Source organism: Rhizobium sp. R634 (assembly GCF_002211305.1).
Lineage (GTDB): Bacteria > Pseudomonadota > Alphaproteobacteria > Rhizobiales > Rhizobiaceae > Rhizobium.
The window spans coordinates 116,273-140,655 of sequence record NZ_LOKW01000003.1; the positions used below are offsets into that span (position 1 = coordinate 116,273).

The 24,383-nt window shown below is 62.2% G+C and carries 24 protein-coding genes and 1 tRNA gene; 14 read left to right on the forward strand and 11 right to left on the reverse strand.

The genetic code is table 11. The annotated features are described in order from the left end of the window. Nucleotides 1-4 precede the first annotated feature (4 nt). The 3 genes from ATY77_RS06255 to ATY77_RS06265 all read right to left on the reverse strand — a co-directional run bounded on the left by ATY77_RS06255 (nucleotide 5) and on the right by ATY77_RS06265 (nucleotide 3,234). The gene (locus ATY77_RS06255) at nucleotides 5-1,516 is read right to left on the reverse strand and encodes an ABC transporter ATP-binding protein (protein ID WP_088686584.1); all 1,512 of its coding nucleotides are present in this window, start codon (nucleotides 1,514-1,516) and stop codon (nucleotides 5-7) included. An 88-nt stretch (nucleotides 1,517-1,604) separates the two neighbouring features. Then, a complete protein-coding gene (locus ATY77_RS06260; RefSeq protein ID WP_088686585.1) occupies nucleotides 1,605-2,597 on the reverse strand; it encodes a BMP family ABC transporter substrate-binding protein in 993 nt (330 codons plus the stop codon). 319 nt (nucleotides 2,598-2,916) lie between these two features. Continuing rightward, nucleotides 2,917-3,234: a hypothetical protein gene (locus ATY77_RS06265; RefSeq protein WP_088686586.1), complete on the reverse strand. Its 318-nt coding sequence runs from the start codon at nucleotides 3,232-3,234 to the stop codon at nucleotides 2,917-2,919. A gap of 227 nt (nucleotides 3,235-3,461) precedes the next feature. On the opposite strand from ATY77_RS06265, the gene ATY77_RS06270 reads away from it, so the two are divergent. The 3 genes from ATY77_RS06270 (at nucleotide 3,462) to ATY77_RS06280 (ending at nucleotide 4,614) form a co-directional block, all read left to right on the forward strand. Next, nucleotides 3,462-3,551 (forward strand) — tRNA-Ser (locus ATY77_RS06270). 242 nt (nucleotides 3,552-3,793) lie between these two features. After that, nucleotides 3,794-4,003: a KTSC domain-containing protein gene (locus ATY77_RS06275; RefSeq protein ID WP_088686587.1), complete on the forward strand. Its 210-nt coding sequence runs from the start codon at nucleotides 3,794-3,796 to the stop codon at nucleotides 4,001-4,003. A gap of 371 nt (nucleotides 4,004-4,374) precedes the next feature. After that, nucleotides 4,375-4,614 carry a CrpP-related protein gene (locus tag ATY77_RS06280; RefSeq protein WP_088686693.1) on the forward strand — a complete coding sequence of 80 codons (240 nt, stop codon included), beginning with the start codon at nucleotides 4,375-4,377 and terminating at the stop codon, nucleotides 4,612-4,614. Here the strand turns inward: ATY77_RS06280 and pncB are convergent. From pncB to ATY77_RS06315, 7 genes are all read right to left on the reverse strand, one after another. Next, nucleotides 4,596-5,900, reverse strand: coding sequence for a nicotinate phosphoribosyltransferase (pncB, locus tag ATY77_RS06285; protein ID WP_088686588.1), 1,305 nt, complete (start codon nucleotides 5,898-5,900; stop codon nucleotides 4,596-4,598). The genes ATY77_RS06280 and pncB overlap by 19 nt on opposite strands. Before the next feature lie 188 nt (nucleotides 5,901-6,088). Further along, the gene (locus tag ATY77_RS06290; RefSeq protein ID WP_190237585.1) at nucleotides 6,089-6,451 is read right to left on the reverse strand and encodes a hypothetical protein; all 363 of its coding nucleotides are present in this window, start codon (nucleotides 6,449-6,451) and stop codon (nucleotides 6,089-6,091) included. Between the two features lie 84 nt (nucleotides 6,452-6,535). Next, nucleotides 6,536-7,495 (reverse strand): glyoxylate/hydroxypyruvate reductase A, encoded by a 960-nt coding sequence (locus ATY77_RS06295; RefSeq protein WP_088686589.1) that lies wholly within the window; start codon nucleotides 7,493-7,495, stop codon nucleotides 6,536-6,538. Between the two features lie 8 nt (nucleotides 7,496-7,503). After that, the gene (locus tag ATY77_RS06300; protein ID WP_088686590.1) at nucleotides 7,504-9,141 is read right to left on the reverse strand and encodes an ABC transporter ATP-binding protein; all 1,638 of its coding nucleotides are present in this window, start codon (nucleotides 9,139-9,141) and stop codon (nucleotides 7,504-7,506) included. Beyond that, nucleotides 9,138-10,286 carry an ABC transporter permease gene (locus ATY77_RS06305; RefSeq protein ID WP_088686591.1) on the reverse strand — a complete coding sequence of 383 codons (1,149 nt, stop codon included), beginning with the start codon at nucleotides 10,284-10,286 and terminating at the stop codon, nucleotides 9,138-9,140. Before ATY77_RS06305 ends, ATY77_RS06300 begins: the two co-directional genes overlap by 4 nt. Further along, nucleotides 10,286-11,374, reverse strand: coding sequence for a microcin C ABC transporter permease YejB (locus ATY77_RS06310; protein ID WP_088686592.1), 1,089 nt, complete (start codon nucleotides 11,372-11,374; stop codon nucleotides 10,286-10,288). The genes ATY77_RS06305 and ATY77_RS06310 overlap by 1 nt, the downstream gene beginning before the upstream one ends. Nucleotides 11,375-11,524: 150 nt before the next feature. After that, nucleotides 11,525-13,357: an extracellular solute-binding protein gene (locus ATY77_RS06315; protein WP_088686593.1), complete on the reverse strand. Its 1,833-nt coding sequence runs from the start codon at nucleotides 13,355-13,357 to the stop codon at nucleotides 11,525-11,527. A 240-nt stretch (nucleotides 13,358-13,597) separates the two neighbouring features. Between ATY77_RS06315 and mepA the strand changes: the two genes are divergently transcribed. From mepA to ATY77_RS06345, 6 genes are all read left to right on the forward strand, one after another. Then, nucleotides 13,598-14,674 carry a penicillin-insensitive murein endopeptidase gene (mepA, locus tag ATY77_RS06320; protein ID WP_088686594.1) on the forward strand — a complete coding sequence of 359 codons (1,077 nt, stop codon included), beginning with the start codon at nucleotides 13,598-13,600 and terminating at the stop codon, nucleotides 14,672-14,674. Nucleotides 14,675-14,762: 88 nt separating this feature from the next. Continuing rightward, entirely contained in the window at nucleotides 14,763-15,143 is a 381-nt protein-coding gene (locus tag ATY77_RS06325; protein WP_088686595.1) for a methylglyoxal synthase, read from the forward strand. A 17-nt stretch (nucleotides 15,144-15,160) separates the two neighbouring features. After that, entirely contained in the window at nucleotides 15,161-16,186 is a 1,026-nt protein-coding gene (locus tag ATY77_RS06330) for a glucokinase (protein WP_088686596.1), read from the forward strand. A gap of 122 nt (nucleotides 16,187-16,308) precedes the next feature. Continuing rightward, nucleotides 16,309-18,096 (forward strand): ABC transporter ATP-binding protein, encoded by a 1,788-nt coding sequence (locus tag ATY77_RS06335; RefSeq protein ID WP_088686597.1) that lies wholly within the window; start codon nucleotides 16,309-16,311, stop codon nucleotides 18,094-18,096. 19 nt (nucleotides 18,097-18,115) lie between these two features. Next, on the forward strand, nucleotides 18,116-18,940 hold the full coding sequence (gene dapB, locus ATY77_RS06340; RefSeq protein ID WP_088686695.1) for a 4-hydroxy-tetrahydrodipicolinate reductase: 825 nt from the start codon (nucleotides 18,116-18,118) through the stop codon (nucleotides 18,938-18,940). 21 nt (nucleotides 18,941-18,961) lie between these two features. Further along, a complete protein-coding gene (locus tag ATY77_RS06345; RefSeq protein WP_088686598.1) occupies nucleotides 18,962-19,597 on the forward strand; it encodes a 2,3-bisphosphoglycerate-dependent phosphoglycerate mutase in 636 nt (211 codons plus the stop codon). A 43-nt stretch (nucleotides 19,598-19,640) separates the two neighbouring features. Here the strand turns inward: ATY77_RS06345 and phnF are convergent, their stop codons facing one another. Next, nucleotides 19,641-20,378: a phosphonate metabolism transcriptional regulator PhnF gene (gene phnF / locus ATY77_RS06350; RefSeq protein WP_088686599.1), complete on the reverse strand. Its 738-nt coding sequence runs from the start codon at nucleotides 20,376-20,378 to the stop codon at nucleotides 19,641-19,643. Nucleotides 20,379-20,489: 111 nt separating this feature from the next. Here phnF and phnG point away from each other — a divergent pair, with 111 nt between their 5' ends. The 5 genes from phnG to phnK are packed head-to-tail and all read left to right on the forward strand — an operon-like array spanning nucleotide 20,490 to nucleotide 24,327. Next, nucleotides 20,490-20,966: a phosphonate C-P lyase system protein PhnG gene (phnG, locus tag ATY77_RS06355; RefSeq protein ID WP_088686600.1), complete on the forward strand. Its 477-nt coding sequence runs from the start codon at nucleotides 20,490-20,492 to the stop codon at nucleotides 20,964-20,966. After that, nucleotides 20,966-21,574, forward strand: a complete 609-nt coding sequence (gene phnH, locus ATY77_RS06360; protein WP_088686601.1) for a phosphonate C-P lyase system protein PhnH — start codon at nucleotides 20,966-20,968, stop codon at nucleotides 21,572-21,574. The genes phnG and phnH overlap by 1 nt, the downstream gene beginning before the upstream one ends. A gap of 4 nt (nucleotides 21,575-21,578) precedes the next feature. Next, nucleotides 21,579-22,682 (forward strand): carbon-phosphorus lyase complex subunit PhnI, encoded by a 1,104-nt coding sequence (locus ATY77_RS06365; RefSeq protein ID WP_088686602.1) that lies wholly within the window; start codon nucleotides 21,579-21,581, stop codon nucleotides 22,680-22,682. After that, the gene (locus ATY77_RS06370; RefSeq protein ID WP_088686603.1) at nucleotides 22,679-23,554 is read left to right on the forward strand and encodes an alpha-D-ribose 1-methylphosphonate 5-phosphate C-P-lyase PhnJ; all 876 of its coding nucleotides are present in this window, start codon (nucleotides 22,679-22,681) and stop codon (nucleotides 23,552-23,554) included. The genes ATY77_RS06365 and ATY77_RS06370 overlap by 4 nt, the downstream gene beginning before the upstream one ends. After that, on the forward strand, nucleotides 23,551-24,327 hold the full coding sequence (gene phnK / locus ATY77_RS06375; protein ID WP_020052375.1) for a phosphonate C-P lyase system protein PhnK: 777 nt from the start codon (nucleotides 23,551-23,553) through the stop codon (nucleotides 24,325-24,327). The genes ATY77_RS06370 and phnK overlap by 4 nt, the downstream gene beginning before the upstream one ends. Nucleotides 24,328-24,383 lie beyond the last annotated feature (56 nt).

Below are 24,383 nucleotides of genomic sequence, written 5' to 3' on the forward strand. Positions count from 1 at the left end.
ATCCTCACGCGGCAATGCCGGCCATCATCAGGCCGAGGGTCTGTTCACCGGCATCGGGCGTCTTCTCGCCGACGACATGGCCGGCGAACATGACCAGGATACGGTCTGAAAGGGCGCGGATCTCATCGAGTTCGACGGAGACGAGCAGGATCGCCTTGCCCGCATCGCGCATCTCGATTATCCGGCGGTGAATGAATTCGATGGCGCCGATATCGACGCCGCGGGTCGGCTGGCCGATGATCAGCATCTTCGGGTCGCGTTCGATCTCGCGGGCGACGACGATCTTCTGCTGGTTGCCGCCGGAGAAATTCGCCGTCTTCAGCCGCGGGTTCGGCGGGCGGATGTCGTATTTCTTGATCTTTTCCATCGCATCCCTGCGGATCGCTTCGAGATCGAGCAGCGGACCTTTGCTGTAACCCGGGCGGCGATGATAGCCGAGCACGGAATTTTCGTATTCCTCGAACTTCAGCACCAGCCCCATATGATGGCGGTCTTCGGGAATATGGGCGAGGCCGAGTTCGCGCAGACGGGCAGGGTCGGCCTTGTCGATCGTCTGACCGTCGAGAAGGATTTCTCCGGAGATGGGCTTGCGGATGCCGGCAATCGCCTCCAGCAATTCCGACTGGCCGTTGCCGGCGACACCGGCGATGCCAACGATCTCGCCGGCCCTCACGTCGAAGGAGACATTGTCGACCATGGTGACGCCGCGATTGTCCTTGACGGTGAGGTTGCGAACCGTGAGCACCGGAGCGCCGGGGTTTGCCTCACCCTTCTGAACGCGCAGCAGCACGCGGCGGCCGACCATCAACTCGGCGAGTTCCTCCACCGTCGTTTCCGCCGTCTTGCGGGTCGCGACCATCTCGCCGCGGCGCATGACGGACACCGTATCGGTGATCGCCATGATCTCGCGCAGCTTATGGGTGATGAGGATGATCGTCTTGCCCTGGTGGCGCAGCACCTTGAGGATGCGGAAAAGATGGTCGGCCTCCGCCGGCGTCAGCACGCCGGTGGGCTCGTCGAGGATCAGGATCTCGGCGCCGCGATACATGGCTTTCAGGATTTCGACGCGCTGCTGCAGGCCGACCGGAAGCTCTTCGATGAGCGCATCTGGATCGACTTCCAGCCCATATTCCGTTTCCAGCCGCTTCAGCTCGGCGCGGGCCGAAGCGACGCCTCTCGCCAGCAGCATGCCGCCTTCGGCGCCGAGCATGATGTTCTCCAGCACCGTGAAATTGTCGACCAGCATGAAATGCTGGTGCACCATGCCGATCCCGGCGGCGATCGCCGCCTGGCTGTCGCGGATGGTGACCGGATTGCCGTTGACGCGGATCTCGCCGCTATCGGCGTGGTAAAAACCGTAGATGATCGACATCAGCGTCGATTTGCCGGCGCCGTTTTCACCGATGATGCCGTGGATCGTCCCCTTGGCAACGGTGAGGTTGATATCCTTGTTGGCGTGGACGGCACCGAATTTCTTATCGATGCCGACAAGCTCGATAGCGGGCTTATCTGTCACTGCAGGCTCCAAATAAGAAAAGGGCGTATGGCGAAAATCCCCTCCGCCATACGCCCGATCTCAATCGTCGATTACATCAGGGCACGGATCACTTCGGGCAAGCGTTGTCCGAGGTATAATCGTGAACCTTGACGGTTCCGGCAATGATGTCGGCCTTCGCCTTGTCGACGGCGGCCTGCATTTCCGGCGTGATCAGCGACTTGTTGTTGTCGTCGATCGCAGCACCGACACCATCTTCCTTGACGCCGAGCGCCTGGACGCCGCCGGTGAACTTGTCGTTCTTGGTGTCGGTATAGGCGTTGTAGACGGCGAGGTCGACGCGCTTGACCATCGAGGTCAGCACCGAGCCGGGATGCAGGTGGTTCTGGTTGGAGTCGACGCCGATCGACAGCTTCTTGTTGTCGGCGGCGGTTTGCAGAACGCCGAGACCAGTGGCGCCGGCTGCCGCGTAAATGACGTCGGCACCCTGGTCGATCTGGTTCTTGGTGAGCTCACCGCCGCGAACCGGGTCGTTCCAGGCCGCACCGGTGGTGCCGGTCATGTTCTGGAATACTTCGATATCGGCCTTTGCGGCGCGGGCGCCCTGCTCATAGCCGCATTCGAATTTGCGGATCAGCGGAATGTCCATGCCGCCGACGAAACCGACCTTGCCGGTCTTGGAGGCCATGCCGGCGAGAATGCCGACGAGATAGGAGCCCTCTTCTTCCTTGTAGACGACCGAACGGACGTTCGGCTTGTCGACGACGGAATCGACGATGATGAACTTGGTATCGGGGAATTCGGCTGCGACCTTCTCAATGGCCGAAGTCCAGGCGAAGGAAACGGCAACCACCGGATTGAAGCCGCGGCTTGCGAAGTTGCGGATGGCCTGTTCGCCCTGGGTGTCGCCCGTCGGCTCGAAATCGCGATAGGCAATGCCGGTCTCGGCCTTGAATTTCTCTGCGCCGTTATAGGCCGCTTCGTTGAAAGACTTATCGAACTTCCCGCCAGTGCCGTAAACCAGCGCCGGCTTGACATCGGCGGCCAGCGCCGTCGTCGACATGGCAGCCATGGCAAGGAGGGTGAGAAGGGATTTTTTCATGAGTTGCAGCCCTGTTGTTGCTATTTGTTAGGGGTCCTCCCGCAAGTCCTTTTCGGACATGTCTGCGGAACCACCGACCTCCCCCCGGAGGCCAGGCTGCGCGCATCCTTGCATGGCTCACGGAAAAATTCACCAGAAATTTTTCGGTTGGTAAAGATTTGCGGCGATTGCTGAAAATCAGTTCTTGGAGACCGATTTTTGGACGCCCCCGCTCACCTGAATGCGGATTTTCTAGCCAATCCGGCCATCGACGTCGAGAGGAAGGAAGGGCGGCAATCCTTCGAATTTCTCAGCGGATCGTGCCGGCGAGACTTTCCTTCTATGCGATGAAGCGACCGGAAATCTGCGGCTTCTTGTAGCCGACCATCCAGAGAAGCAGCGCGATCACCAGGAAGACGGCAAAGGCCGGCTGGAGCATCAGCCACTGGAAAATGAAAGCATAGAAACGCGGGTGGACGTAGTAGGAAAGAGACGATTGCAGCGAGGTCAGCGTCGTCGGGCTCACATCCTGCCAGGCATCGGAGATCGGAGTCATCACCACGGCCGAGGCCGCAACCGACTGTATCGAATCGATGGTCCCGGCAATAACGGCTGCCGCAAGCGCGACAAGACTCGCCAGACGCAACAGGAAACGCATCAATCCCTCCGACGCTTCGATATGCCAGACAATTCCGGCCAGCCCGCGCCATTCTCCACCTTGAGAATTACATAGTCGTCGATGAGATGAAGTACAATGGGATGGGCGCAGGCGAGTTTTATCGGAAGAAGTCAAAAAACTGTTAGATTTGGGTTGATCGGCAAAAATTCATCGGTATATATCGCGCCGTTCCGACGATTTGCTCCTATCCGGGCGCGAACGCCAAAGGACAGGTGGCCGAGTGGTTTAAGGCGCACGCCTGGAACGCGTGTGTACGTGAAAGCGTACCGAGGGTTCGAATCCCTCCCTGTCCGCCATTTTCCGCATCCGCGTTTTGATCTTCCAATAGATTGAATTTTAAGCCTGACCTGGCTGGTCCAATCTTCGTGTCCATGGCGAATACGGATAATGAGCCAGCGCGGAAACGAAGGCCCGATCCCCCATCGAGAAAAGCGCCAGGACTCATCAGAAAGATTCCTGAATTTTTACCACGCTGCTTCACCGCGTCTTTGCACGTTTGGGTTTAACGTCTGCAAAACTAAAAACAGAGGTAAAACAGGTGGAAGAACTCTCGGTCAAATCGAAGATCATCAAATCCGTCTATTTCAGCCAGGCAGACGGGCGGCTCAGGATTTGTTTCAAGAATGGCGAAGAGCGCCTGTTTGAAGGCGTTCCGTCCGCGGAAGCCCATGCGATGACGGCGGCGCCGTCTCCTGGGCATTATTACCTCGACAAGATCAGGACGCGCTTTCGCAGACTGGCTGCCTAGGTCGGAAAGGGATGCCAGCCCACGCCGGGATGGTTCGGTTTGGGACGAGGCCGGTGGATATTAACCCTTGGTTAACGCTCCCACCCATCGCAGTTGGATCGACCCGAGCGGAAAGCGGCAAGTTGTCGACGCTGCCGGCTTTGAGAGATTCGGACAGCCGGGAGGCCCGGTGGGCGGACCCCAGCCAGGAAACCGGGCCTCCCCGTCACGCTCCCTCCGTCACACTGAGTCGACCTCAGACTGGGCCGCCATCCTCCCAAAATAGCGAATTGGGGCTAATCCTGTGAAAAACCGGAATGGCGATATCCGGACTCGACAATGCTTCATTAGCATGATTGCATAAACCCATCGAATGGAGGGTCGGGGTGATGATGTTCGAGAATCTGCTTGAGATGCAGGAGCGCGGCGTGCGCGACCGTGCACTTGGCCGTACCTTGGCCGACAATCCGATGTCGAAGCCGGATGTGCTGCCGATCACCGATCTGCAGGAATGGTATTCGATGTTCGACGCCTGGCGCTTCGGCTGGTCGATCGAGGATGCGATGGCGGGGCATATCGATATGCCCCGGGACGGCCGCGCCGCGCCGCGCGCCTATACCAGGACGGTCTGATCGACCCTATCCTCGGCGCCGAAGAATTTCAGGTAACGCTCGACCTCCGCCGGCTCGCCGGTTGCCTTCTGCGGGTTGTCCGAGAGTTTTACCGCCGGATGGCCGTTGGCGTCACTGACCTTGCAGACGACGGAGATCGGGTTGAGGCCCGATATTTCGGTTGGCGCGCAGCCGGCAAAATCATTCGTCAGATTGGTGCCCCAGCCGAAGCTCATGCGCACACGTCCTTCGAAATGTCGGTAGGTATCGATGATGGCGTCGACATCGAGGCCGTCGGAAAAAATCAAGAGTTTCTGGCGCGGATCGCGGCCCATCTTCTTCCACCAGTCGATGATCTTTTCGCCGCCTTCGATCGGAGGTGCGCTGTCCGGGCGGAAGCCGGTCCAGTCGGCGACCCATTCCGGCGCGTCGCGCAGGAAGGCCGCAGTGCCGAAAGCATCCGGCAGGACGATCAGAAGATTGCCGCCATAGAGCTTGTTCCAGTCGCGCAGGATCTTGTAGGGCGCGTTGCGCAGCTGCTCGTCGGTTTCCGCCAGCGCTGCGGCCACCATCGGCAGTTCATGGGCATTGGTGCCGACCGCTTCGAGATCGGAATCCATCGCCAGCAATACGTTGCTGGTGCCGGAAAAGGCCGGGCCGATGCCTTCCTTCAGCGCCTCGACGCACCAGCGCTGCCAGAGGAAGCTGTGGCGGCGGCGGGTGCCGAAATCGGAGATGCGCAAGCCTGGAAGCTCCTTCAGCCGCTCGACCTTCGACCACATCTTCGCCTTGGCGCGGGCATAGAGCACATCGAGGGTGAAGGGGCCGAGCGCCTTCATCGCCGAGCGCGAACGCAGCTCGTTGACGATGGCAAGTGCCGGAATCTCCCACATGGTGGTTTCTTTCCACGACCCGTGGAAATCCAGGACATATTGCCCATCCTTCTTCGACAGCTCGTATTCGGGGAGCTGGAAGTTGGAAAGCCAGGCCAGGAATTCCGGCTCGAAGATCTGCGCGCGGCCATAGAAGCTGTTACCCGCAAGCCAGATCATCTCCTTCTTGGAGAGCCTCAATGTGCGGGCATGATCGAGCTGTTCGCGCAATTCGCCCTCGTCGATCTCCTCGGCGAGATGCACGCGCTTGGTACGGTTGATCAGCGTGAAGGAGGCGTTCACATCGGGATAGAGCTTCCAGATCATCTGCAGCATTAGGAGCTTGTAGAAATCGGTATCGATCAGGCTGCGGATGATCGGGTCGAGTTTCCAAGCGTGATTGTAGACGCGTCTCGCGATATCAGTCTTGGCCATGAGATTCCTGCCCCTGTCCACTCCGGTCAGGTGCTGCCAAGTTCCGAGGTGCTGCTAAGCTCCGGCCGGGCGCACGAAACCGGCTCGTGCGCCTTCTTATCGAAAAATCGGCAGAGAAAGTCCAGACAAAACAATAAACATCCCGCCGCGGCATGGCGGCGGGATGCAGGAGATTAACTGGCAAAGCTTTACTGGGCCGGCGCGACCGGCTGGGCTGGTGCAGGCGCGACATTCGGCGCGGCCGGCGTGGTGTTCGGCGTTTCGGTCGGAATCGCATCGCCATTCTGCAGCGTCGGCGCGGGTGCTGCGCTTGGCTGCTGCGATTGAAGCTGCTGACCGGGCTGTTGCGGCGCCACTTCCTCCGCCTCGCGATTGCCCCAGATTTCCACTGGAATCCAGACCACGAAAGCAAGCACCAGGGCGGCGAGCAGCACCATCAGGATGCGATATCCCATGCGCCCCTGCCTTGCCTTCACCGGTGGGATCTGTTCTTCCCGGTGAAGCTTGCCATCGGACTTTTCCCAGCGTGTTTCCGTCTGATGCGCCATCATCGTTTCCTTCCGCTGTCTTGAGGGCCGATCGGCCATAAAGAACTCTGCAGGGAAACGGGCTGATGTCTCGAAGGTTCCGGGCTCTCAGTAGCCGACGGCGCGGTCGACGACGAATTGCAGCGGCTCGCCGCGCTCGAAGCAGGCGATCTGCGCCTCGACATGACGGAAGAGTGCGTTTTCTTCCGAGACGGCCGCATCATGCGGCGTGATGAAGACGTTCTCCAGGTCCCATAACGGGCTGCCGGAAGCCAGCGGCTCCACTTCGAAGACATCGAGGGAAGCGCCGCCGAGGGTACCATCAGCTATTGCGGAAACGATATCGGCCTCCACCTGGCTCTTGCCGCGGCCGGCATTGATGAAGACCGGCTTTCCAAGCGCCCCATCGCGGCGGAGCTTTTTAAAGAGCCCGCTATTATAAAATCCTGTTGTCTCAGGCGTCAGCGGCAGAAGGCCGACGAGAATGTCCGTCCTCGCGAGGAAGCGGTCCAGCGCGCGCGCATCGAAGGTTTCGACGCCGTCGATCTCCCTGCGGGTGCGCGACCAGCCGATGACATCGAAACCCATCACCTTGAGCTTGGCGACCGCATCCTGGCCGAGAATGCCAAGGCCCATCACGCCGACCGTGACCTCGGCCGCCTCCGGCGCAATCAGCTTGGCCCATTGGCGCTGCCGCTGGCTGATATCATGGGCGTATTGGCCACGCAGATGCATTAGGCACTGCATGACCACCCATTCGCTCATGCGGGTCGTCAGGCTGCGATCGACGAAACGGACAATCGGGATATCGGGCAGGCCGTCCATGCCGATGATATGGTCGACGCCGGCGCCGCCCGAGAAGATTGCCTTGAGGTTCGGCGCTCGCTGGAAGAGGTCGGCATCCGGTTTCCAGAGAAGGGCGTATTCAATCTCGCTTAGATCACGCCCGCGATTGGCGGGCTCGGCGAGATTGATGCTGCCGCGATCGGCAAAGGCCGTCTTCAGGACGCGGGCGACGCCTTCGGGATTGAACTTGATATCGACGAGAACGGGAGGACGTGCGGACATAATCTTCTTTACTGCTGCACGGCGGGCGTCGGCACCGCCTCGATGTTGAAAGCGGCGGCCATCAGCGCCTTGGTGTAATCGGCCTTCGGCGCGCGGAAGATTTCCGATGACGGCCCCTGCTCGACCACCTTGCCGAAACGCATGACGATGACGTCGTTGGCGAGCGCCTTCACCACCTTCAGGTCGTGGCTGATGAAGAGATAGGCGAGGTCATGCTTCTTCTGCAGGTCGCGCAGGAGATCGACCACCTGGGCCTGCACGCTCATGTCGAGGGCGGATGTGGGCTCGTCGAGCATGACGAAGCGCGGCTTCAGCACCATGGCGCGGGCAATGGCGATGCGCTGGCGCTGGCCGCCGGAGAATTCATGCGGATAACGCCAGCGGGTCAGGGGATCGAGCCCCACCTCCTCCAGCGCCCAGCAGACGCGCTGGTCGCGCTCTTCGGCGCTCAAGGCGCGCTCATGCACCTTCAGCCCTTCGGCAATGATATCGCCGACCGACATGCGGGGGCTGAGCGAGCCGTAGGGATCCTGGAAGACGATCTGCAGCTGATTGCGCAGCGGCCGCATCTCGCTGAACGAATAGCCGGCTATATCCTTGCCGACGAAAGCGATCCGCCCTTTCGAGGAGATCAGCCGGGTGAGCGCGAGACCGAGCGTGGTCTTGCCGGAACCGGATTCGCCGACGACGCCCAGCGTCTGCCCGGCGCGCAGCGAAAGATCGATGCCGTCCACCGCCTTCACATGATCGACGACCCGGCGCATCAGGCCTGCCTTGATCGGGAACCAGACGCGGATATCGGAGCCTTCCATCACCACCGGCTTCGACGGATCGGCAAGCGGCGGCTCGCCGCGCGGCTCGGAGGCGAGAAGGTGGCGTGTATAGTCGTGCTTTGGATTGGTGAAGACCTCCTCCACCGTGCCGGCCTCGACGATCTTGCCCTTGGTCATGACGCAGACGCGGTCGGCGAATTTGCGCACGATGCCGAGATCGTGGGTGATGAACAGCAGCGACATGCCATGCGCCGTCTTCAATTGCCGCAGCAATTCGAGGATCTGCGCCTGCACGGTGACGTCGAGCGCCGTTGTCGGCTCGTCGGCGATCAGCAGTTCCGGCCGATTGGCGAGCGCCATGGCGATCATGACACGCTGGCGCTGGCCGCCGGAGAGTTCGTGGGGATAGGCCTTCAACCGCTTCTCCGGCTCGCGGATGCCCACCTGGTTCAACAATTCCAGCACGCGCTCACGCGCCGGCTGGCCGGTTAGACCCTGATGCAAAGCGAGGATCTCACCAATCTGCTTCTCGATCGTGTGAAGCGGATTGAGCGAGGTCATCGGCTCCTGGAAGATCATGGTGATGTCGTTGCCGCGCACCTCCCGCAACACTCGCTCCGACGCCTTCAGCAGATCCTTGCCCTTGAACAGGATTTCGCCGGAGGGATGGCTTGCAGAGGGATACGGCAGGAGCCGCAGGATCGAATTGGCAGAGACGGATTTGCCCGAACCGGATTCGCCGACGAGCGCCACGACCTCGCCCTTGGCGATGTCGAAGGAGATGCGATCGACGGCGAGCGAGGTCTCGCCGCCCTGGTGAAAGGCAACCGAGAGATCGCGGACGGAAAGCAGCGGTTCTGTCATCTCACTCATTGAAACGTCTTCCTCGGATCGAAGGCGTCGCGCACGGCTTCGCCGATGAAGATCAGCAGGGAGAGCATGATCGACATGGTGAAGAAGGCCGTCAGCCCCAGCCAGGGCGCCTGCAGGTTGGTCTTGCCCTGGGCGATCATCTCGCCGAGCGAGGGGGAGCCCGGCGGCATGCCGAAGCCCAGGAAATCGAGCGAGGTCAGGGTCGTGATCGAGCCGGAGAGAATGAAGGGCAGGAAGGTCAGCGTGGCCACCATGGCATTCGGCAAGAGGTGACGCCACATGATGGTGCGGTTGTTGACACCGAGCGCGCGGGCGGCGCGGACATATTCGAAATTGCGCGCGCGCAGGAATTCGGCGCGCACGACGCCGACGAAGCCAACCCAGGAAAAGAGCAGCATGATGCCGAGCAGCACGAAGAAGCCGGGCGGCAGGATGGCGGCGATGATCAGCAGGATGTAGAGCACCGGCATCGATGACCAGATTTCGATGAAACGCTGCAGCAACAGATCGGTCCAGCCGCCGAAATAGCCCTGCACCGCGCCCGCCGTGACGCCGATGATCGCCGAGCAGATGGTGAGCGCCAGGCCGAAGAGCACCGATATTCGGAAACCATAGATGACGCGCGCCAGCACGTCGCGGGCCTGATCGTCGGTGCCGAGCCAGTTGAGATTGCCGAGGGTGCAGGCGGGATCGTTCACGCCTTGGGGATAACCGGCGCAGCGCTCTTCCTTGGACATCAGCCAGAAGGGGGCAGTCGGCGCCGAATGCGGGATGTTTGAATTGACCGAGCGGTAGGAATAGCGGATCGGCGGCCAGATCATCCAGCCATTGGCGTTGATTTCGTCCGCGATCACCGAGGAGCGGTAATCGGTTTCCGCCAGGAAGCCGCCGAACTTCTCCTCGGGATAATCGACCAGCACCGGAAACAGGATCTCTCCCTTGTAGGAAGCGATGATCGGCCGATCGTTGGCGAGGAATTCGGCAAACAGGCTGAGCCCGAACAGCAGCAGGAACAGCCACAGCGACCAGTAGCCGCGGCCGTTCGCCCGGAAATTCTTCCAGCGGCGAATGTTGGTCGGCGAGAGCAGTCCCTTGCGCGGCGGCTTGACCGGGGTTGCGACGGCGGGATTTGCGGCGGCGTCCATCAGACATCCCTCCGCTCGAAATCGATGCGCGGATCGATCCAGGTGTAGATCAGATCCGAAACCAGGCTAACGAAAAGGCCGAGCAGCGAGAAGATGTAGAGTGTGGCGAAGACGATCGGATAATCCCGGTTGACCACCGAGAGATAGCCGAGGCGCCCGAGGCCATCCAGCGAGAAGATGTTTTCGATGAGCAGCGAGCCGGTGAAGAAGGCGGAGATGAAGGCGCCGGGAAAGCCTGCGATGATGATCAGCATGGCATTGCGGAAGACATGGCCGTAGAGCACCTGCCGTTCGTTCAGGCCCTTGGCGCGGGCGGTGACGACATATTGCTTCTTGATCTCCTCGATGAAGGAATTCTTGGTGAGCAACGTCGTGGTGGCGAAGGCGGCGAGAGAAAGCGAAATCAGCGGCAAGGCGAGATGCCAGAAATAGTCGAGCGGCTTCTGCCACCAGGCGAGCTGGTCGAAATTGTCGGAGACGAGACCCCGCAGCGGAAACCAGTCGTAGAAGGAACCGCCGGCGAAAAGCACGATCAGCAGAATGCCGAAGAGGAAGCTCGGCACGGCGTAACCGATGATGATGACGCCCGAGGTCCAGACATCGAAAGTCGATCCGTCCTTGACCGCCTTGCGGATGCCGAGCGGGATGGAGATGGCATAGGAGAAGATCAGGATCCAGATGCCGAGCGAGATCGACACCGGCAGCTTCTCCTTGATCAAGTCGAGCACGGAGGTGTTGCGGAAGAAGCTCTCGCCGAAATCAAAGCGGATGTAATTCCACATCATCTCGCCGAAACGCGTCAGCGGCGGCTTGTCGAAGCCGAACTGTTTTTCCAGCTTGGCGATCAGTTCCGGATCGAGCCCCTGGGCACCGCGATATTTGGAGCCTTCGTCTCCGCCGCTATCACCCAAGAGGTCGCCGCCGCCTGACAGGCGCTGGTCGGCGCCATCGGCCTGGCCGGTCAACTGGGCGATCACCTGCTCGACGGGGCCACCCGGCGCAAATTGAATGACGATGAAGGAAATCGCCATGATGCCGACGATGGTCGGGATCATCAGAAGCAGGCGGCGAATGACATAGGCGCCCATCAGCCTTCAGCCTCCGGAAATGTTCTTCTTGTCTGCCTGCCGTCCAATCTGATGCCGCTCAATCCGCCAGCCTTCCCTTGCCGGCTTTGCCGGCTTGTCGTGATTCGCTTGTGCCATTTGGAGCCGAGGGGCCCTGCAATGCAAGCCCGCTCATTTTGCCGAAGCTGACCACCAGGCATCGGGGAAGCCGAGGCTGTAGGCCGGGAATTCGGCCGGATGGGTGATCGTGTTCCAATAGGCCAGGTTATAATTGCCGCGATAGAACAGCGGAACGACGTAGTGGTTGGCAAGCAGGACCCTGTCCATCGCCTTGATCGCCGCAACCTGTTCATCGCGGTTCGGCGCGAAAATGATCATGCGGATGAGTTCGTCGACGGCCGGATTGGCGATGCCGGCATAATTCTGGGAGCCTTGCTGGTTGACCGAGCCGGATCCCCAATAATCGGCCTGCTCGTTGCCGGGGTTCATCGTCTGCGCCCAGACATTCCAGATCATGTCGTAGTCGAAGCTGCGTTCGCGATTGACAGCTTGCGATGCATCGACCGTCCGCACCCGCGCATCTATGCCGATTTTCCGGAGATTGTTGGCATAGGGCACGGCCCAGCGCTCCAGTATCGGGCTCGACAACAGGATCTCGAAGCTCATCGGCTGGCCGGTCTTGGTGTTGACCATGCGATTGCCCTTCAGCTCCCATCCCGCTTCCTTCAGAAGCGCAATCGCCTTGCGCAGGTTGTCGCGGCTTTTCTGCGGATCGCCCCCGACGGGGTTGGTGTAGGGCGTCGTGAAGACCTCGGGCGGAACCTTGTCCTTCATGCCCTGCAATATTTCCAGCTCACGCCCTTGCGGCAGGCCGGACGAGGCGAGTTCGGTGTTCCAGAAGTAACTGTCGATGCGCTTGTAGCTGTTGAAGGCAACCGTGCGGTTCAGCTCCTCGAAATCGAAACCGTAGTTCAATGCCTCACGGACGCGCTCGTCCTTGAAGAGGTCGCGCCGCATGTTGGGCACGAGAGCCTGCAGGATGCCGGTGGAGCGCAGCGGGTTTGCAACCTCTTCCTTCTTGACGCGCCCTTCCTTCACCGCGGGAAAATCATATCCCGTCGCCCAGCGGGAAGCCGTCGTCTCCTGCCAATAGTCGCTGTTGCCGGCGCGAAAGGCTTCGAACTCGACATCGCGATCGCCGAAATAGGTGTAGATGACGTTGCGAAAATTGTTCTGGCCGACATTCACGTTGAGGTCCTTGCCCCAATAGTCGTCACGCAGCTCATAACGGATCGTCGAACCGGGCGAGAAGGATGCGATCTTATACGGTCCGGACCCCATCACAGGCTCGAGTGTCGTCTTCGAGATATCGCGCGGCTTGCCGTCCGGGCCTTGTCCTTCCCACCAATGTTTCGGCACGACCACCAGCTGGCCGAGAATATTGGGGAGCTCGCGATTGTTCTTCTCGTCGAAGGTGAAGGTGACGTCGCGATCACCGGTCTTTTCGGCCTTTACCACATGGCGATAATAGTTCGCGGTGACGGGATTGAGTTCCTTGGTCTTGTCCAGGCTGAAGATGACGTCCTCGGGCGTCACCGGCTGGCCATCCGCCCATTTCGCCTCCTTGCGCAGGCGAAAGGTCGCGCTCGATACGTCAGCGGGAAAGGACAGCCCCTCGGCAAGCAGGCCGTAGGAGACGAGGAGCTCGTCATCGGCTGATTTCATCAACGTGTCGTGGACGAGCGAAAGACCGACCGCCGTCTGGCCTTTGGCAAGCAGCGGGTTGAAGGTGTCGAAGGCGCCGCTCGCGGACAGGCGCAGGTCGCCGCCCTTCGGAGCGTTAGGATTGACGTAATCGAAATGCGCAAAGCCCGGCTTGTACTTCATCTCGCTGATGACAGAGCTTCCGATCTGAAACGGCTGATCCTCGGCCATAACAGTCACTGGCACCAGAGCACCGGCAAGCGACAGAACCAGACCGATCTTCGACCACAAAGCCGCCATTCATGCTTTCCCCTAATTATTGATAGATTCGACAATAAGGAAAATACTGGCGAAAAACAGGAGAGAGTTTGGTTTTTGCCAGGCTCGCGAAATTTTGACTTTCGCTCGTTTCAGCTCCACGAGATCAAGTGTCACGCGATCCGTCAGCGCTTGTTCCAGTCCACGCCCGCCAAAACATCGATTCACCAAAATCACTTTTCACGATAGATTCGAACGCAAATCACTTCTCAAGGGAACAGCATGGCATTCGGCTTCGCTCAGGCTTTCAGGACATTCGGCAAACTGGCGCTCGCCGGCACGATCGGCGCGAGCCTTGCCGCCGGCGACGTCGGCGCTCAACAGAAGAAGCCGAGCCCGGGCAGCGCCAAGGCTCTGTTCGGCGGCACTAGCCTGCCGACGCAGGGACCGGCGCAGCCGATCGGCTTCTACGCCAAGGGCTGCATGACCGGAGCCGTGGCGCTGCCGACCGACGGCCCGACCTGGCAGGCGATGCGGCTTTCGCGCAACCGCCGCTGGGGCAACCCTGCGATGATCGCGCTCCTGGAACGGTTTTCTCAGGATGCGGTCACGTATGCCGGCTGGCCGGGCATTCTCGTCGGCGACATCGCCCAGCCGCGCGGCGGGCCGATGCTCAACGGCCATTCCTCGCACCAGATCGGCCTCGATGCCGATATATGGTTCACGCCGATGCCGGGCCGCCGCCTGACGGCCGAGGAGCGTGAGAGCCTGCCTTTCACCACCATGCTGCAGAAGAACAAGTTCCTGACCGTCGATCCCAAGGTATGGACACAATCGCGGGCGCGGCTTTTGATGCTGGCGGCGAGCTATCCCCAGGTGGAGCGCATTTTCGTCAATCCTGCGATCAAGAAAAAGATGTGCGACACCTGGACGGGCGACCGCACCAACCTCGGCAAGCTCCGGCCGATATATGGCCATGACTCGCATTTTCACATCCGTATGAAGTGCCCGTCCGGCGCAGCCGGATGCACGCCGCAAGCTCCCGTCGCCGCGGGAGACGGCTGCGACAAGTCGCTCGCCTATTGGTTTACGCCGGCCCCCTGGGCGCCGCCCAAGCCGCCGAAGCCCGGCGCCAAGCCGCCGAAGCCGCCGCGCGAGATGATGGTCTCCGATCTGCCAAAGGCCTGCGGCGCCGTGCTCGATTCCGCTTCCGTCGCCTCGGTCCAGGCCGCCACCTACGGCGGATCTTCCGCCGCGAGCGCGCTCACCGCCGCTCCGGCCGCGGACCCTGCCGCCGATGCCGAGGGGATGCTGCCGGATGTCGGCCCGTTTCCGAACGACAAGCCGGTGATGCAGTGAGCGGCGCCGGCAGGCTGTCTTTCAAATCGCAAACTCTTGGTATAGAAGCGGTCAAATCGATTGAATTGTTCGGGCGGAGATTGGGTTCATGGCCGGCGGCAAATGCCTCGCTTTGATTGCGCATGACCAGAAGAAGGACGATATGGCGGATTTCGCCCGCGCCAACAGGGACGTCCTTTCCCGCTGGAAGATCGTCGCGACAGGCACGACCGGCGGGCGTGTGCTCGACGCCGCTCCCGATCTCGACGTCACCAGACTGAAAAGCGGGCCGCTCGGCGGCGACCAGCAGATCGGCGCGCTGATCTCGACCGGCGAGGTCAGCGGCCTAATCTTCTTTGTCGACCCGCTGACGCCGATGCCGCATGATGTCGACGTGAAGGCGCTGATGCGGCTGGCGATCGTCTACGACATTCCGATGGCGCTCAACCACGCGACCGCTATAAAGCTCCTTCCCACACTCGAAGCCTGATCAGCACGGGACCGGCCATGCCAAAACCGAACAACAGTACCGCTCCGCTGCCCTTCCCGATCCTGATCGGCGATATCGGCGGCACCAATGCCCGCTTCTCCATCCTGTCCGATGCCTATGCCGAGCCGAGGCAGTTTCCGAACGTGCGCACGGCGGACTTCGCGACGATCGACGAAGCGATCCAGAAGGGTGTGCTCGACAAGACCGCTGTGCAGCCGCGTTCGGCGATCCTTGCCGTCGCCGGCCCGATCAACGACGACGAAATCCCGCTGACCAATTGCGACTGGGTGGTGCGGCCGACGACGATGATCGAGGGGCTCGGCATCGAGGACGTGCTCGTCGTCAACGATTTCGAGGCACAGGCGCTGGCGATCGCCGCCCTGTCGGATGAAAACCGCGAGCGCATCGGCAGCGCCACCGGCGACATGATCGCCTCGCGCGTCGTGCTCGGACCCGGCACCGGCCTCGGCGTCGGCGGGCTCGTGCATGCCCAGCACAGCTGGATCCCGGTTCCAGGCGAAGGCGGCCATATCGATCTCGGACCGCGCAGCAAGCGCGACTATGACATCTTCCCGCATATCGAGACGATCGAAGGCCGTGTTTCGGCCGAACAAATCCTTTGCGGGCGCGGCCTCGTCAATCTCTACAACGCAATTTGTATCGTCGACGGCATTCAGCCGACGATGAAGGATCCGGCCGACATCACCTCGCATGCGCTTGCTGGCAGCGACAAGGCGGCGGTGGAGACGGTGTCGCTATTTGCCACCTATCTCGGCCGCGTGGCGGGCGATATGGCGATGGTGTTCATGGCGCGCGGCGGCGTCTACCTCTCCGGCGGCATCTCGCAGAAGATTCTCCCGGCGCTGAAGAAGCCGGAATTTCGCGCCGCCTTCGAGGACAAGGCGCCGCACAGCGCGCTGCTACGCATGATCCCGACCTATGTGGTGACGCATCCGCTGGCAGCGCTCGCCGGGCTTTCCTCCTATGCGCGGATGCCGGCCAATTTCGGCGTCTCGACGGAAGGCCGGCGCTGGCGGCGCTGACCAGCGCCCCCCTCCCGGGGCGCGGGGCGCTCTAGCCAAACCAGTCCCAACTCTTTATAGAGCCCGCGAAAGTGCACGCCGCATTTTACGGCGCGTTTGGCCTCGGACAGGAAGCTTAATATTTGGAAGCCGTGGAAAGCAGAAAGCAGAGCGTCAGCAGCGATACCGTCACCGGCATCCTGAAGCGCATCATCGCTGAAAACGGCCGCGACCATCTCTGGGGTTATGTCTTCGCGATCGCCTGCCTCGTGGTCGTGGCGCTTTCGACGGCATTCACCGCCTGGATCATGCGGGCAATCATCGACGAGGCCTTCGCCAACCGCCGCGCCGACGTCGTCTGGATCATCTGTCTTTCGATCTTCGTCGCCTTCGTGCTGCGCGGTTTTGCGAGCTACGGCCAGGCAGTGGCGCTCTCCAAGGTCGGCAACGATATCGTCGCACGATATCAGCGCCGCCTCTATTCGCATCTGATGACGCTTTCGGTCGGCTACTTCAGCGAGGCGCGCTCGGCTCACATCGCCGCGCAGGTGAGCCAGAACGTCACCGGCATCCGCGACGTGCTCAATCTGACGATCACCTCGACGGTGCGCGACCTCCTGACCTTTGTGTCGCTGATTGGCGTGATGGTCTTGCAGGACCCACTGCTCAGCCTCGCCGTCTTCATCATGGCCCCGCCGCTGCTTTACGCACTTCGCTATGTTTCCAAGCGGCTGCGCTCGGCGACCCGCGAGGCGGTGCATCTGAACAGCCACGTGCTGGGCGCGATGCAGGAGACGATCCAGGGCATTGCCATCGTCAAAGCCTTCACGATGGAAGAGGAGCTGGAAAGCAAGGTCAACAAGCTCATCAAGGCTGCCGAAAACCGGGCGAACCGGATTGCGCGGCTTTCCGAGCGCACCTCGCCGCTGACGGAGAGCTTCGCGGGCTTTGCCGTCGCCAGCGTGCTTGCCTATGCCGCCTATCGCTCGATCTATTACAACGTGCCGCCGGGCGCCTTCTTCTCCTTCGTGACGGCGCTGCTCCTTGCCTATGATCCGGCCCGCCGGCTTGCCCGCCTGCAGGTGCAGATGGAGCGGGCCGTCGTCAATGCCCGGATGATCTACGAGTTGCTCGACATGGAGCCGCGCCAGCGCGATCTGCCGGATGCGCGGCCGCTTGTTGTGACGCAGGCCCGCATCGAATTCCGCAACGTCTCCTTCGCCTATGGCAATGAGAGCGTGCTGAGCGGCGTCAGCTTCGTCGCCGAAGGCGGAGAAACCACAGCGCTCGTCGGCCCTTCAGGTGCGGGCAAATCCACCGTCATCAGCCTCATTCCGCGCTTTTACGATCCGCGCGAAGGCGAAATCCTGATCGACGGGCAGGATATTGCCCACATCACCAAGAAGTCGCTGCGCCAGCAGCTCGCCTATGTCTCGCAGCAGCCCTATCTGTTCGAGGGCACGATCCGCGACAATATCCGCTACGGCCGGCCGGAAGCGACGGATGCCGAGGTGGAAGAAGCGGCCCGGCTTGCCTATGCGCATGACTTCATCTCAGCCCAGCCGCAGGGCTACGATACGCCGGTCGGCGAAAACGGCGTGACGCTTTCGGGCGGCCAGCGCCAGCGCCTGTCGATCGCCCGCGCGCTCGTCCGCAACGCGCCGATCCTGCTGCTCGACGAAGCGACCTCGGCGCTCGACACCGAATCCGAAGCCGCCGTGCAGAAGGCGCTCGACGAGGCGATGACCGGACGCACCGTCGTCGTCATCGCCCACCGGCTTTCGACCGTGGTGCGCGCCGACAAGATCGTCGTCATGCAGCAGGGCCGGGTCGTGGAAGAGGGCAATCACGAGACGCTTGCGAAGGTCAGCGACGGTCTTTACGCTCGCCTCAACAATCTGCAGAGGCCCTCGGCCTCCGATTTAAACTGAGCTGATACGGATGACCGAGATGAGCGATGCTGCGATGAAACTGGTGGTGGTTGGCGCAGCAGGGCGCATGGGACAGACGCTGATCCGGCTCATCCATTCCATCGAGGGCGTGGTGCTGCACGCCGCCGTCGAGCGCGCCGGCTCGCCCTTCGTCGGCAAGGACGCCGGCGAAATCGCCGGCCTCGGCCCGAGCGGCGTCATCATCGGCGACGATCCGCTGCAAGCCTTCCTGCATGCCGAAGGCGTGTTCGATTTCACTTCGCCCGCTGCCACAGTGGAATTCTCCGGTCTCGCCGCACAGGCCCGCATCGTCCATGTCATCGGCACGACGGGTTGCTCTGAAGACGACGATGCCAGGATCGCCGCGGCGGCTCGCCATGCCCGCATCGTCAAGTCGGGCAATATGAGCCTTGGCGTCAACCTGTTGAGCGTGCTTGCCGAACAGGCCGCACGGGCGCTGGAGCCAGCCGACTGGGATATCGAGATCCTGGAAATGCATCATAAGCACAAGGTGGATGCACCTTCCGGCACCGCCCTTCTCCTCGGCGAAGCCGCGGCCAAGGGCCGCAATATCGATCTCGCCTCGAAATCGGTCAGGGTGCGCGACGGCCATACCGGAGCCCGCGAGGCCGGCACGATCGGCTTTGCGACGCTGCGCGGCGGCTCCGTCATCGGCGAACATTCCGTGCTTTTCGCCGGAGAAGGCGAAATCGTCACCCTGTCGCACAGTGCTGCCGACCGCTCGATCTTCGCGCGCGGCGCCATCAAGGCCGCACTCTGGGCGCGCGACAAGAAGCCGGGTCTCTATTCCATGCTCGACGTGCTCGGGCTTTCTTCCCAATAACGACATATCGGAGGCATATTCATGAGCGGTACCCTCGTCCTCGTTCGCCACGGCCAGAGCGACTGGAACCTGAAGAATCTCTTCACCGGCTGGAAGGACCCCGACCTGACGGAGCTCGGCATTCAGGAAGCCAATGCCGGCGGTGCCGCCCTTGCCGAATACGGGATCAAATTCGACGTCGCCTATACCTCGGCGCTGGTGCGCGCCCAGCACACGCTGAAGCTCATCCTCGACAAGGTCGGCCAGCCCGATCTCCAGACGATCCGCGACCAGGCGCTGAACGAGCGCGACTACGGCGATCTCTCCGGCCTCAACAAGGACGATGCGCGCGCCAAATGGGGCGAGGAACAGGTGCATGTCTGGCGCCGCTCCTATGACGTGCCGCCTCCGGGCGGTGAAAGCCTGCGCGACACCGGCGCCCGCGTCTGGCCCTATTACCTCACCGAAATCCTGCCGCGGGTGCTGCGTGGCGAAAAGGTGCTGGTCGCTGCCCACGGCAATTCGCTGCGTTCGCTGGTCATGGTGCTCGACAAGCTGACCAAGGAAGGCGTGCTCGCCCTCAACCTCGCGACCGGCGTGCCCATGGTCTACAAGCTGAAGGCCGATTCCACCGTGGCTTCCAAGGAAGTACTCGGCGACATGTCCGGCGCGCACTGAGGCCTGCTGAACGTGCCAGCCGGAGCGGCCGGCACGTCATTTCTCAATTTTCAATCGTGAACTGCACCCGATCGGCCGCGAAGCGGCTGATCGAATATTGCACCGGCACGCCGTCGAGGTCGGTATTCATCGCCTTGGCGATCAGCAGGATCGCACCGGGGGTGAGTTCCAGATCGGCGAGATCAGCCGTGCTCGCATGGGCGGCCGTCACCTCGGTGGTCGCGCGGACATAGTCCGACAGGCCGAGTTCGGCGAAAGCCTTGGTGATCGATTCGTGCTTGCGATAGGCCTCGCCGATCCCGGCGAAGCGGACGGCGGGAAACCAGCTCGTCGCCTTTGAGACCGGCCGCTTGTCGGCATGGCGCAATGTTTCCAGCCGGACAACCTGTTCCCCCGGCTTGAGGCCCAGCCAGCGGGCGACCTCGGCGCTGGCCTCCTCCGTCGCCCCATCAAGCAGAAGGCCGCGCGTCTCGCGCGCCTGATCGCCGATGCCTGACGTGAAGCGGGTGCGCCGGGTGATCGGGAAGTTCAGCCGCTCCTTGCGCTCGATCAGCGTGCCGCGACCTTGTACCGCGCGGACGATCCCCTCCTGCGCCAAGGCCGCGAGCGCACTGCGCACCGTATGCCTGTTGACGCCGAATTGCAGCGCCAACACCGTTTCCGGCGGCACCATTCCCGTCTCGTCATAGGCTCCCGTGCCGATCGCCTCGCGAATCCGGTCGGCGATCTGACGCCACAGCGCCACACCGGTCTGCCTCTGCACCTGCTTCAATCCTGCCATTCAGCCCCTGCCCTGCGCCGACGATGTCACACGCTTGTCACGACATCAATTTAAGGTTAGGTATAGCTTGTATGGTTGTCTATATCAATAGACATTTTAGAGGAAGCGGCGATGGCATCAGCGGACAGGAACGACGCTGCGTCACAGGCGGTCTTAGGGCGCAAACGCGCCGCCGACCTGCTGGCGCGTGCGGAACGGAGCGAACTCCAGGCGGTCTGGGATGCCTTGCCGCAAAAGCCCGCAGCGCATCCGGTGCGCGGACCGGAGACCGGGCTGGTCATGGTGCGCGGCCGCATCGGCGGCGGCGGAGCGCCGTTCAACCTTGGCGAAGTGACGGTGACGCGCGCGACGGTCCGGCTGGAATCCGGCTCTATCGGCCATGCGCAGGCGCTCGGCACCGACCGCGAGAAGGCGCGGCTTGCGGCGATCTTCGACGCGCTCTGGCAGGAGGACGCGACGACGGATTTCGTCGAACGGGCGCTGCTTTTACCGATCGCCGAACGCATCGCCGCCGCCGAACGCCGCAAGGCGGAGGAGACGGCCGCGACCCGCGTCGATTTCTTCACCATGGTGCGGGGGGACAACTGATGGGACTCGCGACAGAAGCCTTGACCGGCGGCTTTGCCGATCCGGTTTTCCATGCGCAGAGCGTCTTCAAGATGCTGATGGACGGCATGGCCCGCCCCGGCACCATCCAGACCGCAGGGCCGGATATCGATCCGCCGGCGCCGTTCGGCATCGCCGCCGGCGCGATCGCGCTCACCCTTTGCGACCACGACACATCCGTGTGGCTGACGCAGGGATTGGCGAAATCCGCCGTGCCGGACTGGCTCGGTTTCCATACTGGCGCTCCGCTGACCGCCGAAAAGGCCGATGCGCGCTTTGCCTTCATCGAGGCGGGCGCCGCGCTTTGCTCCTTCGGCCTTTTTGCGTCGGGCACACAGGAATACCCCGACCGCTCGACGACCCTCGTCATCGAACTTCCCGCACTCGAAGGCGGACGCAGATTGGCGCTGATGGGTCCCGGCATTAAGGGCGTGACGGAGATCGAGCCAGTTGGCCTGCCTGAGACCTTCCTGCGGCTCTGGACCGAAAACCGCGCGCTCTTTCCCCGCGGCATCGACATCGTGCTGACATCGGGCAAGCGGTTCCTCTGGCTGCCGCGCACCACCAAGATCACAGCAACGGAGATCTGAGCTCATGTATGTTGCCGTCAAGGGTGGCGAGGCAGCCATCGCCAATGCCCACCGTCTGCTCGCCGACCGCCGGCGCGGCGACCGCTCGCTGCCGGCGATCGGCATCGACCAGATCGTGGCGCAGCTGGCGCTCGCCGTCGACCGCGTCATGGCCGAGGCCTCGCTGTTCGACCGTACGCTCGCCGCACTGGCCGTCCGCCAGTCGCGCGGCGATATGATCGAGGCGATCTTCCTGCTGCGCGCCTATCGCACGACGCTGCCGCGCTTCGGCTATTCGAAGCCGCTCGACACGGCTGACATGACGATCGAGCGCCGCATCTCGGCCACCTACAAGGATCTGCCGGGCGGCCAGCTTCTTGGGCCCACCTTCGACTATACCCATCGCCTGCTCGACCCCTCGCTGCTTTCCGATGAGGCGATCGAACCGCCGGCGCAGCGTACCGCCGAGACCGGCCGCGTCATGCGGGTCTCCGAAATCCTCGGCGAGGAAGGGTTGATCGAGGCCGATGGCGACATGCCCGAGGATCACGAGATCGGCGACCTGACCCGCGAGCCGATAGAATTTCCGATGAGCCGCGATCTGCGCCTGCAGGCGCTTGCCCGCGGCGACGAGGGTTTTTTGCTGGCGCTCGGTTATTCCACCCAGCGCGGCTATGGCCGCAACCACCCCTTCACCGGTGAAATCCGCATCGGCGAGGTCGAAGTGGAACTCGACGTGCCGGAACTCGGTTTCGCCGTCTCGCTCGGCGTCATCCAGGTCACCGAATGCCAGATGGTCAACCAGTTCAAGGGTTCTGCCAAGGCGCCGCCGCAATTCACCCGCGGCTACGGTCTCGTCTTCGGCCAGAGCGAGCGCAAGGCGATGGCGATGTCGCTGGTGGATCGCGCATTGCGGGCTGAAGAGCTCGGCGAGGATATCACCGCGCCGGCCCAGGACGAGGAATTCGTCATCTCCCATTCCGACAACGTCCAGGCGACAGGCTTCGTCGAGCATCTGAAGCTTCCGCATTATGTGGACTTCCAGGCCGAACTCGATCTCGTCCGCCGTATGCGCCGCGAATTCGAAGCCGCCCGCAGCGGTGAAGACATCAAGGAAGCCGCCGAATGAGCGATCTCGCCAGCTACAACTTCGCCTATCTCGACGAACAGACCAAGCGGATGATCCGCCGCGCTATCCTGAAGGCCATCGCCATTCCCGGCTACCAGGTGCCCTTCGCTTCGCGCGAAATGCCGATGCCCTACGGCTGGGGCACCGGCGGCGTGCAGGTGACGGCCTCGATCATCGGGCCTGACGACGTGCTGAAGGTCATCGACCAGGGCGCCGACGACACGACCAACGCCGTCTCCATCCGCGCCTTCTTCCAGAAGGTCGCCAATGTCGCGGTGACGACGCATACAGGCGAGGCGACGATCATCCAGACGCGCCACCGTATCCCTGAGGAAAAGCTCAAGACCGGGCAGGTGCTCGTCTATCAGGTGCCGATCCCAGAGCCGCTGCGCTTCCTCGAGCCGCGCGAAACCGAGACGCGCAAGATGCATGCGCTGGAAGAATACGGCCTCATGCATGTGAAGCTCTACGAGGACATTGCCCATAACGGCCGCATCTCCAGGACCTACGCCTATCCGGTGAAGGTTCACGGCCGCTACGTCATGGACCCGTCGCCGACGCCGAAATTCGACAATCCGAAGATGCATATGTCGGATGCCCTTCAGCTCTTCGGCGCCGGCCGCGAAAAGCGTATCTATGCGGTCCCGCCCTATACCGACGTCGTCAGCCTGGATTTCGAGGACTACCCCTTCGATATCCAGCGCTTCGACAGGCCCTGCGCCCTTTGCGCCGCGGAGGATGTCTATCTCGACGAAGTCATCCTCGACGACAAGGGCGGCCGCATGTTCGTCTGCTCCGACACCGATCATTGCGAAGACCGCCGCGCACAGGGGCATGCCGGCGAGATGCTGGCCCGGGAGGCTGCAGAATGAGCGATACGCCGCTTCTCAAAGTCCATGATGTCTCGAAATTCTACGGCAACCGCATCGGCTGCCGCGACGTCTCCTTCGAGCTCTGGCCGGGCGAAGTGCTCGCCATCGTCGGCGAATCCGGCTCCGGCAAGACGACGCTGCTGAATTGCCTCTCGACCCGTCTGCTGCCGAGCACCGGCAGCGTCGAATATCACATGCGCGACGGCAGCTACCGCGACCTCTACCGCATGAACGAGGCCGAGCGGCGCTTCCTGATGCGCACGGACTGGGGCTTCGTGCACCAGAATCCGGCCGATGGCCTGCGCATGACGGTCTCGGCCGGCGCCAATGTCGGCGAGAGGCTGATGGCGATCGGCGACCGGCACTACGGCAAGATCCGCGCCTCGGCCATCGACTGGCTGGAACGCGTCGAGATCGATGCCGACCGCATCGACGACCAGCCGCGCGCCTTTTCCGGCGGCATGCGCCAGCGATTGCAGATCGCCCGCAACCTCGTCACCGGCCCGCGCCTGGTCTTCATGGACGAGCCGACCGGCGGCCTCGACGTCTCCGTGCAAGCGCGCCTGCTCGATCTCGTGCGCGGTCTCGTCAACGATCTCGGCCTCTCGGCCATCATCGTCACCCACGATCTTGCGGTCGCGCGTCTGCTGTCGCATCGCATGATGGTGATGAAGGACGGCCACGTCATCGAACACGGGCTCACCGACCGGGTGCTCGACGATCCGCGCGAACCCTACACGCAGTTGCTCGTCTCCTCGATCCTGCAGGTCTGAGCAATTCAAGATTGCGCAGCGTCCTTTGCGCATCTTTCAGACGCGCGGCGCTGCAG